Here is a 14,779-nt window from a genome sequence, read left to right as displayed (position 1 = left end):
CCGCAACCACCGCGCCCGAGCAGGCCGGAGGCCTGAACCACCAGAGCGCAACTGAGACGGCCGGCCGGAACACCCGCCCACCGCAGCGTGAACGGTCGCGGGCCCGATCCGTCCCCAGAAGCCTGCCGGGGTCCGTTCCGGGGAAGGGGACCGAGGGTGACCAGGGGTTACGGGCCAGCCTATTCGCCCGGACCGAGGGGGTCCGGTGGGCGTGGCGTAGGGGTGGCGGAAGCCCTGGTAACCGCCAAGTGGAGTTGACCTGGGCTCTTTTAAGGCCATCTCCAAGTCATGGCACACCTTGTCCGAAACACATCTGAAACACCCTGCTGCCGAGATTCACAGATGTGAAACACACAAGGTCACACCTTGAAACGGTAGAAGAACACGCTGTGGCGCAACGTCAGTGCGCGGCCGGTCGATGGAGCCCAGAAGCGATCACTGCATGTGAAACCGGCAAAAGCCAATTGGAAGGAGGGTCGCTTCGCATGGAGATCGATAGCGGCTCCACAGCCTGGATGCTCGCGAGTACCGCACTCGTCCTACTCATGACACCGGGTCTCGCGTTCTTCTACGGGGGCATGACCAGGGCCAAGAGTGTTCTGAACATGATGATGATGTCGTGGGTCAGCATCATCGTCGTGACGATCGCCTGGGTGCTCTACGGTCACTCGCTCGCCTTCGACACCGTCGGAGACGGTTCGGGATTCCTCAACAAGATTATCGGTGGACTCGACAACATCGGTCTGAGCGGCCTGGTCGAGACGGCGACCAAGGATGACGGCACCGGTATGCCGAGCCTGGTCTTCTCGACGTTCCAGATGACTTTCGCGATCATCACGGTCGCGCTGATCAGCGGAGCGCTCGCCGACCGGGTGAAGTTCGGCGCGTGGGTCGTCTTCGCCATTGTCTGGGCGACGGTCGTCTACTTCCCCGTGGCCCACTGGGTGTGGGGCGGCGGCTGGCTGAGCAGCCTCGGCATCGAGGACTTCGCCGGCGGTACGGTCGTCCACATCAACGCCGGAGCCGCGGCCCTCGCGGTCGCCCTGGTGATCGGCAAGCGCGTCGGCTGGCGCAAGGACCCGATGCGACCGCACAACCTCACGTTGGTCCTTCTCGGCGCGGCCCTGCTGTGGTTCGGCTGGTTCGGCTTCAACTCGGGCTCCGAGCTCGCCGTTGACGGCACGACCGGCCTGGCGTTCATCAACACCCAGATCGCCACCGCCGTCGCGGCGGGCGCCTGGATCCTCGTCGAGAAGATCCGCGACGGTCACTCCACCACCCTGGGTGTCGCCTCCGGTGCGGTCTCCGGCCTGGTCGCGATCACCCCGGCCTGTGGTTTCGTCGACCCCTGGGCGGCGTTCGTGATCGGCGCGCTCGCCGGTGTCGCCTGTGCCTACGCGGTCGGCCTGAAGTACAAGCTCGGCTACGACGACTCCCTCGACGTGGTCGGCGTCCACCTCGTCGGCGGTGTCGTGGGTGCGGTGGCGCTGGGCTTCGTCGCCGCCTACCCGTTCGCCGACGGCCAGGAGAAGGGCCTCTTCTACGGCGGGCCGATCTCCCAGCTCGGTGTGCAGGTGCTCGGTCCCGTCGCGGTCGGCGCCTACTCCTTCGTTATCTCCTGGATCATCGCTAAGATCATCGACAAGACAATGGGCTTCCGCATCTCGCAGGAAGACGAGATCACCGGCGTCGACATCACCTCCCACGCCGAGACCGGTTACGACCTCGGCACCATCCACTCCTCGGGTGTGGCCGCCGTCAACGGTCCGGCCCCCACCCCGGCGTCTAAGAAGGTGGACGCATGAGACTCATCACAGCGATCATCAAGCCGTTCAAGCTCGATGACGTGAAAGCGGCCCTGGAGCAGTTCGGGGTCAAGGGAATGACGGTCAGCGAAGCGAGCGGTTACGGCCGCCAGCGTGGTCACACCGAGGTCTACCGGGGTGCCGAGTACCAGGTCGATCTGGTGCCCAAGGTCCGCCTTGAGGTGCTCGCCGAGGAGGAGGACGCCGAGGATGTCATCGACGTCATCGTCAAGGCCTCGCAGACCGGCAAGATCGGTGACGGCAAGGTGTGGTCCGTCCCTGTGGACACGGTCATCCGCGTCCGCACCGGGGAACGCGGACCTGAGGCGCTCTAACCGGTGAGAGGCGACGCTCGCTCGTACGCCGCGGCCCGTAAGGAACGGGCCGCGGACATCGACCGCTGGTTGACGGACCTGGTCCGCACCGCCTGCGGTACGCCGTACGGGCCTAACGGGGGAACGACGAGAAACGACGAGCGCGGCGCCCTCAACGGGGTCGCGCTCGTCGCGGTCGGGAGCCTTGGCCGCTCCGAACTCGCGCCGGGCAGTGACCTCGACCTGGTCCTGCTGCACGACGGGCGGGAGGACGTCGCGCGTGTCGCCGACCGCATCTGGTATCCGATCTGGGACTCGGGGGTCGGTCTCGACCACTCGGTGCGGACGGTGGACGAGGCGGCCAAGGTCGCCAGGGAGGACCTCAAGGCGGTCCTCGGCCTGATCCAGGCGCGGCACGTGGCCGGAGACCCGGAGCTGACGCGCTCGGCGCGTGAGATCGTGCTCGCCGAGTGGCGTGCCGACTCCCGGCGCCGCCTGGGCGAGCTGCGTGACGCCGCGGACAAGCGGGCGGAGGCGAGCGGCGAGCTGGCGTTCCTGCTCGAACCCGACCTCAAGGACTCCCGCGGCGGCATCCGCGATGTGCAGGCGATGCAGGCGGTGGCGGCGGCCTGGGTCGCCTCGGCCCCGGGTCCCCGGGTCCGTGAGGCCTATGAGTTGCTGCTCGACATCCGGCACGGTCTGCACCTGGTGACCGCCCGCGGCGCGGACAGGCTGGTGCTCCAGGAGCAGGACGCCGTGGCCGGGATGCTCGGGCTGCTCGACGCCGAGGCGCTGATGCGCAGGCTCGCCGAGGCCGCCAGGACGATCGGGCACGCCTTCGACGCCACCTGGCGCACCGTCGACCGGTTGCTCACCGGCCCCACCCCCCGTGGTCGCCGCCCGCTCGCCGACGGCGTCGTCGAGCACGGCGGAGAGGTCGTGCTCGCTCGCGGGGTGAACCCGCGCAAGGACCCGGTGCTGGTGCTGCGCGCCGCCGCGGCGGCGGCCGAGGCGGGGCTGCCGCTGGCGCCCGCCACGGTCACCACGCTGGCCGCCCAGTCGCCGCCGCTGCCCGTGCCCTGGCCGGACGAGGCGCGTGACGCGCTGGTGGCGCTGCTCGGGGCCGGCCGCGCGGCCGTGCCCGTCTGGGAGGAGCTCGACCAGGCGGGAGTGCTGGTCCGCCTGCTGCCCGACTGGGAGCGGGTGCGGCACCGACCGCAGCGCAATCCGGTGCACCGCTACACCGTCGACCGGCATCTGATCGAGGCCGCCGCGGGGGCCGCCTCGTTCACCCGCGAGGTCTCGCGGCCCGATCTGCTGCTCATCTCCGCGCTCCTGCACGACATCGGCAAGGGCTATCCCGGTGACCACTCCACCACCGGCGCCGTCGTCGCCCGCGACATCGGGACCCGGATGGGCCTGCCCCCGGCGGACGTCGACATCCTGGAGACCGTGGTCCGCCACCACCTGCTGCTGCCCGAGACGGCCACCCGCCGCGACCTGGACGACCCGGTGACGATCTCCCGGGTGGCCGAGGCCGTCGGCTCGCGTGAGGTCCTCGAACTGCTGGCGGCCCTCGCGGTGGCCGACGGCCACGCCACCGGGCCCGCCGCCTGGAACTCGTGGAAGGCCTCGCTCGTCGCCGACCTGGTACGCCGGGTGCGTTCCGCGCTCTCGGGAACCCCGCTGCGTCCCGCGCCCTCGCTCTCGGTGGAGCAGGCTTCCCTCGCCCGCCACGGCGGCGGCGCCGTGCGCATCAACGGGGGAGCGGTCACCGTGGTCGCGCCCGACCGCGCCGGCCTGCTCTGGCGCGCGGCCGGGGTGCTGGCCGCGCATCGGATGGTGGTCCGCTCCGCGTCGGCGGCCTCGGCGGGGGCGACCGCCGTCATCGAGTTCTCGGTCGTTCCCGAGTACGGTTCGCCGCCCGACCCCGCGACGCTGGAGGCCGACCTGCGTCTCGTCCTGGCCGGTCGTCTCGACATCGAGCAACGCCTGGCCAGGAGGACCAGGTCGATGCGCCCGGCCCGGGTGCCGGTGGCGCCGCCGAGGGTGAACCTGGTGGACGACGCCTCCAACACCGCGACCGTCATCGAGGTACGCGCCCATGACCGTCCGGGTCTTTTGTGGCGGATTGGTAGAGCATTTGGTGAATGTGGCCTTGACGTACGGGCCGCCCGTGTGGAGACTCTCGGCGCAGAGGCGGTGGACGTCTTCTACGTGGTCGACAGAGCCGGTCGCCCACTGACCGACGAGGTCCAGCGGGCACAGGTACGCGATCAAGTGCTCGCTGCCCTGCGATAACCGTAAAAAATCGGTCCCTAGTCGCCTTCGTAACGATTAAAGGCGCTATGTCGGTTTTGCCGATTCTTACTCGTGACCTTGTGGTGTGATGTTGTCCACTTGTGTCGTGATTGAGGGGTATCGAGAGCGGTGACTACGGCGACATCCGAGGGCGGGGGCGCTTCGGCACCCGACCGCGCTAAGCGGCCTGCCGCCCGCTTCGGCTTGAAGAACTGGCGCGTCCGTTCGCGCCTGACGGCCCTGATCCTGGTTCCGACGGCGGTGGGCGTCGTGCTCGCCGGCACGCGGGTGGTGGCCTCCATCGACAGTGTGGCGGTCTACCAGCGGACCGCCGCCGCGGCGGAGTACTCCGGTGGACTCCGCGACCTCGCCCAGGCGCTCGGCCTGGAGCGTGACCGCGGTGCCTGGTCGTCGTTCCAGCCCACGAACAAGAGCCTGAAGGACAGCTCCGACGCGCAGCGGAAGACCGTGGACGCGCTGGTGAGGAAGGTGCGGCAGGAAGTCCAGGCGATCGACGACTCCTACGGAGCCAGGATCGTCGAGGCGGCCAAGAACGTGACCTACCATTTGGACGGCCTCCCCGCGCTGCGTGCTCTGCCCGGTATCAACCGGATGGAACGATACAGTTTCATGATCGCTCCGTTGCTGACCCTCCACGAGGAGCTCACCCTGGTCAGCGACGATCCGGAGATCGTCGGTAACACCCGCGCGCTCAGCGATCTGGCGTACGCCAAGGAGGAGGTCTCCAAGCAGCGCGCCCGGCTGCTGGCCGGTTACTACGCGCCCACGCTCATCACCCCGCAGGAGATCGAGAAGTTCATCGCCTCCCGCTCCCGGATGGACGAGTACCAGGCCGACTTCGGCGTCGAGTCGACCCCGGCGAACGCGCAGCTTCTCGCGAGCGCCCTGATCGACGAGAGGGTCCACCGGGCCGAGCTCACCAAGGCCAGGGTCATCGTGCTCGCCAGCAATCCCGCGCGCACCGGGCGGCTGCTGTCGAACTTCAACGAGGTCAAGCAGTGGTTCTCGGACAACGCCGTGGTCCTCGACCAGATGCGGAAGGTCGAGAACAAGGTCGCCGGTGACGTGGTCACCAGGGCCAGGGATCTGCAGGACGCCGAGCAGCGCAACGCGATCATCACCGCGGGGCTGATCCTGCTGCTGCTCCTGCTGGTGCTCGGACTCACGGTCGTCATCGCCCGCTCGATGGTGACGCCGCTGCGTCGCCTGCGCGCCGAGGCGCTGGAGGTCGCGAGCTTCAGGCTTCCCGAGATCGTGCGACGGCTCCGGGTCTCCGGCGACGCCCGTGAGCCCGACGTCGACCTCATCTCGATCGACACCAGCGACGAGATCGGGGAGGTCGCCAGGGCCTTCGACGAGGTGCAGCGGCAGGCCGTCCGCCTCGCCTCCGAGGAGTCCGAGCTCAGGTCCAACATCAGCGCGATGTTCGTCAACCTGTCGCGGCGCACCCAGACCCTGGTCGAACGGCAGATCTCGCTCATCGACGGTCTGGAGAAGGGCGAGGAGGACGGCCGCCGCCTGGCCGACCTGTTCAAGCTCGACCACCTGGCCACCCGCATGCGGCGTAACTCCGAGAACCTCCTGGTCCTCGCGGGTCACGAGCCGACCCGCAGGCGGAGCCAGCCGGCCAAGCTCGTCGACGTCGTCCGCGCCTCCCTGTCGGAGGTCGAGGACTACGAGCGGGTCCAGGTCAAGGTGCACCGGACGATCTCGGTCGCGGGCAGCGCCGCCAACGACATCGTGCACCTGGTCGCCGAGCTGGTGGAGAACGCCATCCAGTTCTCCCCCCGGACGAGCCAGGTCGTGGTCTCCAGCAGCATGATCGAGGGCGGCGGCGCACTGCTCGCGGTGAGTGACCCGGGCATCGGCATGACCCACGAGGAACTGGTCGAGACGAACCGCAGGCTGGCCGACCCGCCCGTCGTCGACGTCTCGGTGTCGCGGCGCATGGGCCTGTTCGTGGTCGGCCGCCTCGCGCTGCGCCACGGCATCCGGGTCCAGCTGCGCCCGCAGGAGGGCGGCGGTCTCGTCGCCATGGTCCTGTTCCCGCCCGCGCTCGTCGTCCAGGCGCCCCAGCCGGTGCAGACGCCCTCGTGGGGTGGCGAGCAGGCTTCCTCGCGGGATCTCTCCGCCCAGCCGTCCACCGCGGGTCGCCCGCCCGTTCAGCAGTTCTCCTACGGGCAGTCCCAGCCGGGGCTGGGACACACCCACCCCTCGTTCGAGCAGGGGCAGTCTCCGTTCGGGCAGGACCCGTTCGGACGTGATCCTTTCGGACAGACCTCGTTCGGGCAGGCGTCCGTGGATCTGCCCTCGTTCGGCTCCGCCGACCGCCCGGCCCAGGACTGGCCGGTTTCCTCCGGTGCCTCCGAGGGAGGCGGCCAGCCCCTGCCCAAGCGTCAGGTCAACGGCAACGGTGCTCCTCCCGCCTCCGATTTCTCCGCCTGGAGCCAGTCCTCGTACGAGGAGACGGCGGAGGAGATGCCCACGGTGGGCGTCTCCTCGCTCGAAGCCGAGCAGGAGGAGTACCTGCCCATCTTCGCCTCGATCGAGTCCGCCTGGTTCCGCCGCTCCGAGGGCGCCGGGCCGGAGGGCGGGTCCTACGAGCCGGAGGAGCCGACACCCCCGACCGGCATGCCGGCTCACGAGACACCGCGGACGAGAGAGCAGGAGGGGGCGGTGGCCGCCGAGCAGTCCGTTCCGGCGGAGGAGCCCGACAGCTGGAACACCCCGGCCGACGCCGGGTGGCGCGCCGCCCAGGCGGCGAGTGAACCCTCGCTCGGCGGGGTGACCGCTGCGGGGCTGCCCAAACGCACCCCCAAGGCGAACCTCGTACCCGGTACGGCCGCGGCCGTACCGGCCAGCCCCATGCCGCCCCTGTCGCCGGACAGGGTGCGCAACCGTCTGTCGAGCTTCCAGCAAGGCGTACGGCGGGGCCGCGCCGAAGTAGTCGAAACCACCACCAGAAGCCTGGTTGACGAGGAGGAAGGCTCGTGACGACCCTGAGTCATGAGGCACGCAGGTTCGACTGGCTGATCACCGAGTTCGTCCGTGGCACACCCGGTGTCGCGCACGCGGTGTGCGTCTCCGCCGACGGGCTGAGGATCGCCAGTTCCGAGGGGTTTCCGCCGGACAGGGCGGATCAGCTCGCCGCGGTCGCGGCGGGACTGCTCAGCCTGACGGTGGGTGCCTCGCGGGTGTTCGAGGGGGGCGCCGTCACCCAGACCGTGGTCGAGATGGAGCGTGGCCTGCTGCTGGTCATGGCGATCAGCGACGGCTCCGTGCTCGCCGTGCTCGCCTCCCCCGACTGCGACATGGGTCTGGTGGCCTACCAGATGACCCTGCTCGTCGAGCGGGCGGGACAGGTGCTCACCCCGGCGCTCCGCGCCGAGCTGCAGTCTTCCCGGGGCCGGTGATGACCGCGCTCCCGTTCGGTCTCATCACGGGAGAGGCCCGTGCTCGGGATTGACGGAACCGAGGACGACGAGCCTCTGTTCCGCCCGTACGCCGTGACCGGTGGCAGGTCGGAGCCTCGTTTCCACCTGGCGATGGAGGCACTGGTCTCCTCCTCCTTCATCATGGAGGAGGACCTGGCGCTGCTCACTCCCGAACAGGATGCGATCATCAGGCTCTGTCGTTCGTATCGTTCGGTCGCCGAGATATCCGCTCTCCTGAAGGTTCCGCTCGGCGTGGCCCGCGTGCTGGTGGCCGATATGGTCGATGAGGGCTTCGTCCGTATCCACCAGCCGCATCTCAACGAGGGACAACCGGACCTCAACATGCTCGAAAGGGTTCTCAGTGGACTTCGCAGGCTCTAGCCAGAGTGGCCTGACGTCAACGAAGATCGTTGTCGCGGGCGGGTTCGGTGTCGGCAAGACCACGTTCGTGGGTTCGGTGTCGGAGATTCTGCCGCTGACCACGGAGGCGGTGATGACCGACGCCAGCGCCGGGATCGACGACCTCGGGCTGACTCCTCACAAGACGACCACCACGGTCGCGATGGACTTCGGCCGGCTCTCCCTGGACCGTGACCTGATCCTGTACCTGTTCGGTACGCCGGGTCAGCACCGGTTCTGGTTCATGTGGGACGACCTGGTCCGCGGCGCGATCGGCGCGGTGGTTCTGATCGACACCCGCCGGCTCGCGGACGGCTTCCCGGCGATCGACTACTTCGAGGAGGCCAAGCTTCCGTTCGTGGTCGGTGTCAACGGCTGGAACGGGGAGTTCCCGCACCACGAGGAGGAGGTGCGGGAGGCGCTGACGCTGGCTCCGCACATTCCCGTCGTGCGGACCGACGCCCGCTCCCGCGACTCCGTCAAGCGCACGCTGATCACTCTGGTCGAGCATGTTCTGCGGGTCCGCACGGCCTCTGGGACGTCCGCGTAGTCCGGCGTTTTCTCCGGGACGGTTCCGTGCTCGGCGGGGTCGTCTCCGGAGAAGGGGTCCGGGTCTTCCCCGGCGGGGCGTGAGCCGGGAGTCGTCAGCCCGGCACCCACTCCTTCCAGGTTAGTTTGTTGGCGTCGATCCATTTCTGGGCCGCCTGGGGGGCGCCGAGGCCATTGTCGGTCATGTCGCTCGCCACCGCGTTCTGCTGCTCGCTCGTCCAGTTGAAGTTCCTGACCAGTTCGTAGGCCCTGCCGCCGGTGTCGGCGAACCGCCTGCTCACGATCTTGTCGAGCAGGTACGGCGGGTAGTCGCACCTGATCCTGGCGGGGTCGGCGTCGCAGCCGATCGCGTACGGCGGAAGGTTGACCTTCGCCAGTTTGATCTGGCCGAAAAGCCAGTGTGGCTCGTAGAAGTACATCAGCAGCGGGGTCCGGTTGCGGGTCGCCCGCCTGGCCGCGTCGATCAGCGCTTTCTCGCTGCCCGCGTGGACGACCCTGTAGTGGAGGCCGAGATTGCGGACCAGGGCCTCGTCGTTGGTGACATGCGAGGGATCCCCGTCGAGCAGTTGACCTAAATTACCGGATTTATCCGTTTTAAAGAGATGTGCGTACTTATTGAGCTGCCGCCAGTCGGTGATCTGGGGATGCTCGTCCGCCATCCACTGGGGGACGTACCAGCCGACGACCCCCGTGGGGCCGCTCCTTCCCGCGGAGACCGCGACCTTCTTCTCCTCGATGTAGGTCCGCTTCAGGGCCTCCTGCCCCCAGTTCTCCACGATCACGTCCACCGTGCCCCTCTCCAGCCCTTCCCAGGACCGGAGCGGGTCGAGCCTCACCGTCTCCACCCGGTAGCCGAGCTCCTGGGTGAGCAGGCGGCCGACGACCGCGGCGCTCGCCTCGGAGCCCGCCCAGCCGTTGACGGCGATCCTCACGGTCTCGCCGTCGGATGCCCGGGGCGCGGGCGCGACCGCCTCCCCGGTGCAGGCGGCGAGTGAGAGGAGCAGTGCGATGAGCGCCGGCAGGACACGAACGGTCGAGCGGGAGCCGCGAACCTGACGCGCGGCGTCGCCGGGTGTGGCCACGGTCTCCTCCAGGGCCCGCCACCCGGGCTCGGCGGGCCGGGGTGCACGGTGAGAACTACGGATGCAGGGGGGCGAGGTATAGCGCGAATCGCGAATATCGTGCATCACGATGTCACGCTCCTCGGGAGCTCGTCGGGGATGCCTCCATCCTCCTCTGTTTGGAACGATGCAAACGGCCATAGAGGTCCGGAAGTTCCTAATAAGATTATTCGGCTGACCAGAACCGGAGTTCCAGTCGTAGCTGGAGCTCCGGATGCGGTCCCTGCTTCACCACGAATACGCATCTATAGAGCTTCGTTCGCTTGGCCCCACCGGTTGATATGTGCTCGAATTGCCGGGAACCACGGGAAATTCGGCCAGGGGTTCATCCACCGAGAGGGCAGCGTTCGGTGAGTACACACGAGATCCAGGGCGCGGGCAGCCGCCTGCGCCTGCGGAACTGGCGGGTGCGCCGTCGTCTCGTCGCGCTCGTTCTGGTGCCCTCCATCGCCGCGGTGCTGCTCGGCGGTGTCCAGGTAGTGGCCTCGCTGCGCGCGGCGGGCGACTACCAGCGGGTCAACGACCTCGCCCGGCTCTCCGCCCGCGTCGGCGCGCTCACCCATGAGCTGGCCGAGGAACGCGATCGCACCGCCTGGTTCATCGCCCTCGGCCGCCCTGAGGGCGGCGTAAGGAACATCAGGGCCCAGATGGATCTGGTCGACGGCTCCGCGGAGCGCGTCCGCGAGAGCGGCTCGCTGCTCGGTGAGGGGGTGAGCGGGCGTACCAGGGACGAGGTCGAGAGCGCGATCACCCGTCTGGACGACCTTCACCTGCTGCGCGAGCAGGCACTGAAGTCGACGCTGCTGCCCGACGCGACCATCGCCGCCTACTCCCTGGTCATCGCCGACCTGCTCTCCCTGCACGACGAACTCGGCAAGGGCAGCGACGACGACGTCCTCTTCGGCCAGGCGCTCACCCTGGACGCGCTCGCCCGCGCCAAGGAGGCACTCTCCCTCCAACGGGCGCTGCTCGCGGTGGTGCTCGTGGCGGGACGGTTCGAGCAGGGACAGATGGAGCAGTTCCTCGGCGCGATCTCCATCGAGCGCAACGAGCGCAGGACCTTCGCCGCCGAGGCCGGAAGCAGGGAGCGCCGCCTCTTCGACGAGACCGTCAACGGCCGCACCGCGGAACGCGCCGACCTCATCCGCGAGCTGGTCCTGCTCCGCGCCGCCTCCGGCGACTCGCTGAAGGGCCTGGACCTGGAGCGGAAGGACGACGCCAAGGAGTGGTACGACGCGGCCACCGTCACCATCGGCCACATGCGCGGGGCAGAGGAGCGGCACGCCCAGGTCATCGTCGCGCGCAGCCAGCAACTCGGCGACGACGAGCAGAACCGTGCCCTGATGGTCGCCGCGGCCGTCGCCGCCCTGATGGCGCTCGTGCTGGTGGTCACCATCTGGGTGGTGCGCTCGCTGGTCAGGCCGCTGCGGCGGCTGCGCAGGGAGGCCCTGGAGGTCGCGGGGGAGAGATTGCCCGCGTACGTCCAGCGGGTTCGCGAATCGCACGGTGGACACGGTGAGAGCATGGTCGCCGACGTGTCGCCGATCGGGGTACTGTCGCGTGACGAGATCGGCGAGGTCGCCAGGGCGTTCGACGAGGTCCATCGGGAGGCGGTCCGGCTGGCGGGGGAGGAGGCGAGGCTGCGCAACACCGTGAACGCGATGTTCGTCAACCTCTCCAGGCGGAGCCAGACCCTGGTGGAACGCCAGCTCACCCTGGTCGAGCGGCTGGAGCGCGGCGAGCGCGACGACCAGCGGCTGGCGGACCTGTTCAAGCTCGACCACCTCGCCACCCGGATGCGCCGCAACAGCGAGAACCTGCTCGTCCTCGCCGGACAGGAGGTGGCGCGGCGCTGGAGGCAGCCGGTCGAGCTGATGGACGTGGTCAGGGCCTCGCTGTCGGAGGTGGAGAACTACGAGCGGGTGACGAACCGGGTCCGGGCGGAGGTCGCCGTCGCGGGTCCCGCGGTGAGCGACGTGGTCCACCTGTTCGCCGAGCTGATCGAGAACGCCGTCTCGTTCTCGCAGCCGACCACGAGGGTCACGGTGTCCGACAGCCGGATCGACGGCGGTGGTGTGATGGTGTCGGTGACCGACAAGGGCATCGGCATGACGCTCGACGAGCTCTCCGAGGCCAACTGGCGGCTGGCGAACCCGCAGGCCGCCGACGCCTCGGTCGCCCGCCACATGGGTCTGTTCGTCGTCAGCCGCCTCGCGTTCAAGCACGGTATCCGCGTCCAGCTCCGCCCGCAGGACTCCGGTCTGGCCGCGATGGTCCTGCTCCCGGAGTCGCTTCTCGTCCTGCCGCCCATCGGGGAACAGATGCCCGGTTCCTCGCGGCCCTCGGCCGTCTTCCCCGGTACGTCGCCGAGCGCGGGGCTGCCCGCCGGTGTGGTCGGCTTCCCGCGGGGCGAGACCGGTCACCTGTTCCCCGGTGAGGCGCCCGATTCACCCGACTCGCCGTTCCCGCACGTCCCGGGTGACGCGCCCGCGCCGTTCCCGCACCGGGGAGTTCCCGTGTTCGCGGCGCCCACGGTCACGCAGGCACCTCTCACCGAGGAGGGCGGGCCGGACGCGACCGAGCGGAACGTGTGGAGCCCGCCCGCGGAGCGGTTCCGTCCTCCGGGGGAGCGAGGGGAGTTCCCGCAGCCGCCCCCCGGCCTGTTCGACCCTCTTCCGGGAGCGTCCGACCCCCTCGCCGGCGAGGTCCCGGCCGAGCGGGAGGACGACTTCCTGCCGATCTTCGCCGCGGTCGAGTCCGCCTGGTTCCGGATCGCCGATCCCGCCGGGGACTCCGGTGCGGAGACGGCCCGCCCCGAGGCGGACGACGCTCCCGACGACTCCGCGCCGGAGGGGTCGCCGGTCGAGCCGGAGCCGTGGACCTCGCCCGGTGACAGCGGCTGGCAGGCCGCGCAGGCGGTGAGCGCTCCGGCGCACGGCGGTACGACCGAGGCCGGCCTGCCCAGACGCACCCCCCGGGCCAACCTGGTCCCCGGCTCGGTCGCGCCGGTCGCGGGACCCGAGCCGTCCCCCGCGCCGGACGCGCCGCGCCTCTCGCCGGAGCAGATGCGCAGCCGCATGTCGAGCTTCCAGGAGGGTGTGCGCAGGGCACGCAACGAGCTCCCGGACAGGGAGGGGTAGCGTGCGGGCCGACAACCGGGACCAGGGGCGGGAGCTTCCCGACGGCCGGGCCTCCTCATGGCAGGAGCGGTGGGACGACACGCCTCGGTACGGGTTTTCCGCCGGGGCGCGGGGATACGGCTCGCCGGAGGAGAGGCCGGGGTTCGTGCCGTTCGTCGGCGCGGCCGGGGCGCGGGGATACGAGGCTCAGGAGGAGACGGCCGCGGCCCGGCGGGGCGGGCGCTTCGGATACGCGTCCGAGGACGAGGACGAGGAGCCGGCCGAGGAGGAGAGCTCGCTGATCCGGATGTACGCGGTGACCGGGGGGCGGGTCGTCCCGAGTTCCAAGCTCGCCATGGAGGCACTCGTCTCGACCACGACCACGGCCCCGCTCGGCCTCTCCTATATCCGGGAATATCGTTTCATCAGCGATCTGTGCCGAAGTATCCGCTCGATCGCTGAGATATCCGCGCTTTTGGGGGTCCCCCTCGGCGTCACCCGCGTCCTGGTCTCCGACATGGAGTCCGAAGGGCTGGTGCGGATCCACCACCCCCGGGTCAGCGCGGCGGGTCCCGGGCCCGACCTCCTCGAACGCGTACTCAACCACCTCAAGGAATAGGCCCGTTCCTCGCACGCGCCGCGTCTCACGGAGATCCGGTACGCGCGTGGGACGGCGGGCGTACCGCGTCAGGCGGAGCGGACGCCGGTCTCAGGCGAGCCACCAGCGGGCGGCGACGAGCTCGGCCACCAGGGTCTCGGTCAGGAGCGCCACGTCGGGGTCGTCGTCGTGGCGGTAGCGGACGGAGGCCTTGGCGCCGGGAAGCTCGCCGCCGACCGTCAGGACGGTGGAGCCGCGCTGCCGGATCCAGTCCATGGCCTGCTCGTCGTAGCGGGAGCCGGGGAAGAGGATGGCGCGGTAGTCGAGGGTCTTGGTGAGGTAGACGTCCACGTGGGCCCAGTCACCGGTCTCGCACGCGTCGGCCGCCCTGCGGGGCCCCTCGCGGAACATCAGGGCCGACTGCTCGGCCGAGGACAGGTGCTCGGCGGGAGCGATCGTGTAGACGCCGTTCGGGCCGTCGAGCAGCGTCGCGGCCGGCTCCAGCCACTCGTCGCGGCGGTCGAGCAGGTCGGCGGTGGCCTCGGCCGTACGGCGGATCAACCCGGGCACGTCCCCGCCCGATGCGGTGAGACGCTCGCCGAGTGCGAGGAGCAGGGCGAGGGTGTGCTGGAAGGTCCGGCAGGAGACACCGCCGCGCTCCTCGCCCGCCACCATCGGGACCACCAGGTCGGCGCCCTCGGTGACGGCCGAGTCCGGGTGGTTGGTCAGCGCGAGGACGAAGGACCGGCCCCGGTGGCGGGCGACCGCGTCCAGGGTCTCCCGGCTGCCGCCGGTGGCGGAGATGGCGACCACCAGGGTGTCGGGGCTCGGCGGGTAGGACGCCGCGGCGGAGGCGTACTCGGCCACGGCGTCGATCCCGGCGGCCCGCAGGCGCAGCGCGGCCACCTGGGCGGCGTACCGGGAGCTGCCCATGCCGAGGAGGAGCACCCGCCGGATCCCGGCGGGAATCCCCGCGAAGGGATCGCCCGCCTCCAGGGTGCCGGCGAGGGCGGCCAGTGCGGCGGGCTTGGCCTCCAGGTCGGCGAGGTACAGGTCGGGAATCACGGGGTCTCCTTCGTGGGGAACAGCGGGTTCGGCCGGTTCGGTGGGTTCGCCGA

11 protein-coding genes are annotated in these 14,779 nt (G+C 69.9%); 9 read left to right on the top strand and 2 right to left on the bottom strand.

All coding sequences use genetic code 11. From position 1 onward, the window contains the following. Positions 1 to 485: 485 nt before the first annotated feature. The 7 genes from ABT352_RS32060 (at position 486) to ABT352_RS32030 (ending at position 8,824) form a co-directional block, all read left to right on the top strand. Positions 486 to 1,805: an ammonium transporter gene (locus tag ABT352_RS32060; RefSeq protein ID WP_350948727.1), complete on the top strand. Its 1,320-nt coding sequence runs from the start codon at positions 486 to 488 to the stop codon at positions 1,803 to 1,805. Then, positions 1,802 to 2,140 carry a P-II family nitrogen regulator gene (locus ABT352_RS32055; protein WP_350948726.1) on the top strand — a complete coding sequence of 113 codons (339 nt, stop codon included), beginning with the start codon at positions 1,802 to 1,804 and terminating at the stop codon, positions 2,138 to 2,140. Before ABT352_RS32060 ends, ABT352_RS32055 begins: the two co-directional genes overlap by 4 nt. Before the next feature lie 3 nt (positions 2,141 to 2,143). After that, complete coding sequence (locus tag ABT352_RS32050; protein WP_350948725.1) at positions 2,144 to 4,420, top strand: [protein-PII] uridylyltransferase; 2,277 nt, start codon at positions 2,144 to 2,146, stop codon at positions 4,418 to 4,420. 129 nt (positions 4,421 to 4,549) lie between these two features. Further along, positions 4,550 to 7,435 (top strand): sensor histidine kinase, encoded by a 2,886-nt coding sequence (locus tag ABT352_RS32045; protein ID WP_350948724.1) that lies wholly within the window; start codon positions 4,550 to 4,552, stop codon positions 7,433 to 7,435. Then, positions 7,432 to 7,854, top strand: a complete 423-nt coding sequence (locus ABT352_RS32040) for a roadblock/LC7 domain-containing protein (protein WP_389773064.1) — start codon at positions 7,432 to 7,434, stop codon at positions 7,852 to 7,854. Before ABT352_RS32045 ends, ABT352_RS32040 begins: the two co-directional genes overlap by 4 nt. Before the next feature lie 39 nt (positions 7,855 to 7,893). Next, complete coding sequence (locus ABT352_RS32035; RefSeq protein WP_350948723.1) at positions 7,894 to 8,256, top strand: DUF742 domain-containing protein; 363 nt, start codon at positions 7,894 to 7,896, stop codon at positions 8,254 to 8,256. Next, positions 8,237 to 8,824 (top strand): GTP-binding protein, encoded by a 588-nt coding sequence (locus tag ABT352_RS32030; protein ID WP_350948722.1) that lies wholly within the window; start codon positions 8,237 to 8,239, stop codon positions 8,822 to 8,824. Before ABT352_RS32035 ends, ABT352_RS32030 begins: the two co-directional genes overlap by 20 nt. Positions 8,825 to 8,918: 94 nt before the next feature. Here the strand turns inward: ABT352_RS32030 and ABT352_RS32025 are convergent, their stop codons facing one another. Continuing rightward, positions 8,919 to 9,905, bottom strand: a complete 987-nt coding sequence (locus tag ABT352_RS32025; RefSeq protein WP_350948721.1) for an ABC transporter substrate-binding protein — start codon at positions 9,903 to 9,905, stop codon at positions 8,919 to 8,921. A gap of 389 nt (positions 9,906 to 10,294) precedes the next feature. Here ABT352_RS32025 and ABT352_RS32020 point away from each other — a divergent pair, with 389 nt between their 5' ends. Both ABT352_RS32020 and ABT352_RS32015 read left to right on the top strand, forming a co-directional pair. Next, positions 10,295 to 13,084, top strand: a complete 2,790-nt coding sequence (locus tag ABT352_RS32020; RefSeq protein WP_350948720.1) for a sensor histidine kinase — start codon at positions 10,295 to 10,297, stop codon at positions 13,082 to 13,084. Between the two features lies 1 nt (position 13,085). Then, the gene (locus ABT352_RS32015) at positions 13,086 to 13,682 is read left to right on the top strand and encodes a DUF742 domain-containing protein (RefSeq protein WP_350948719.1); all 597 of its coding nucleotides are present in this window, start codon (positions 13,086 to 13,088) and stop codon (positions 13,680 to 13,682) included. A gap of 90 nt (positions 13,683 to 13,772) precedes the next feature. On the opposite strand, the gene ABT352_RS32010 is transcribed toward ABT352_RS32015, so the two are convergent. After that, entirely contained in the window at positions 13,773 to 14,726 is a 954-nt protein-coding gene (locus tag ABT352_RS32010) for an SIS domain-containing protein (protein WP_350948718.1), read from the bottom strand. Between the last annotated feature and the right edge of the window lie 53 nt (positions 14,727 to 14,779).

This window comes from Streptosporangium sp. NPDC000563, from assembly GCF_040299985.1.
In the GTDB taxonomy this organism is placed as follows: domain Bacteria; phylum Actinomycetota; class Actinomycetes; order Streptosporangiales; family Streptosporangiaceae; genus Streptosporangium.
The sequence above is the reverse complement of the archived record's forward strand: the minus strand, read 5'-3'. Positions and strand labels throughout refer to the sequence as shown.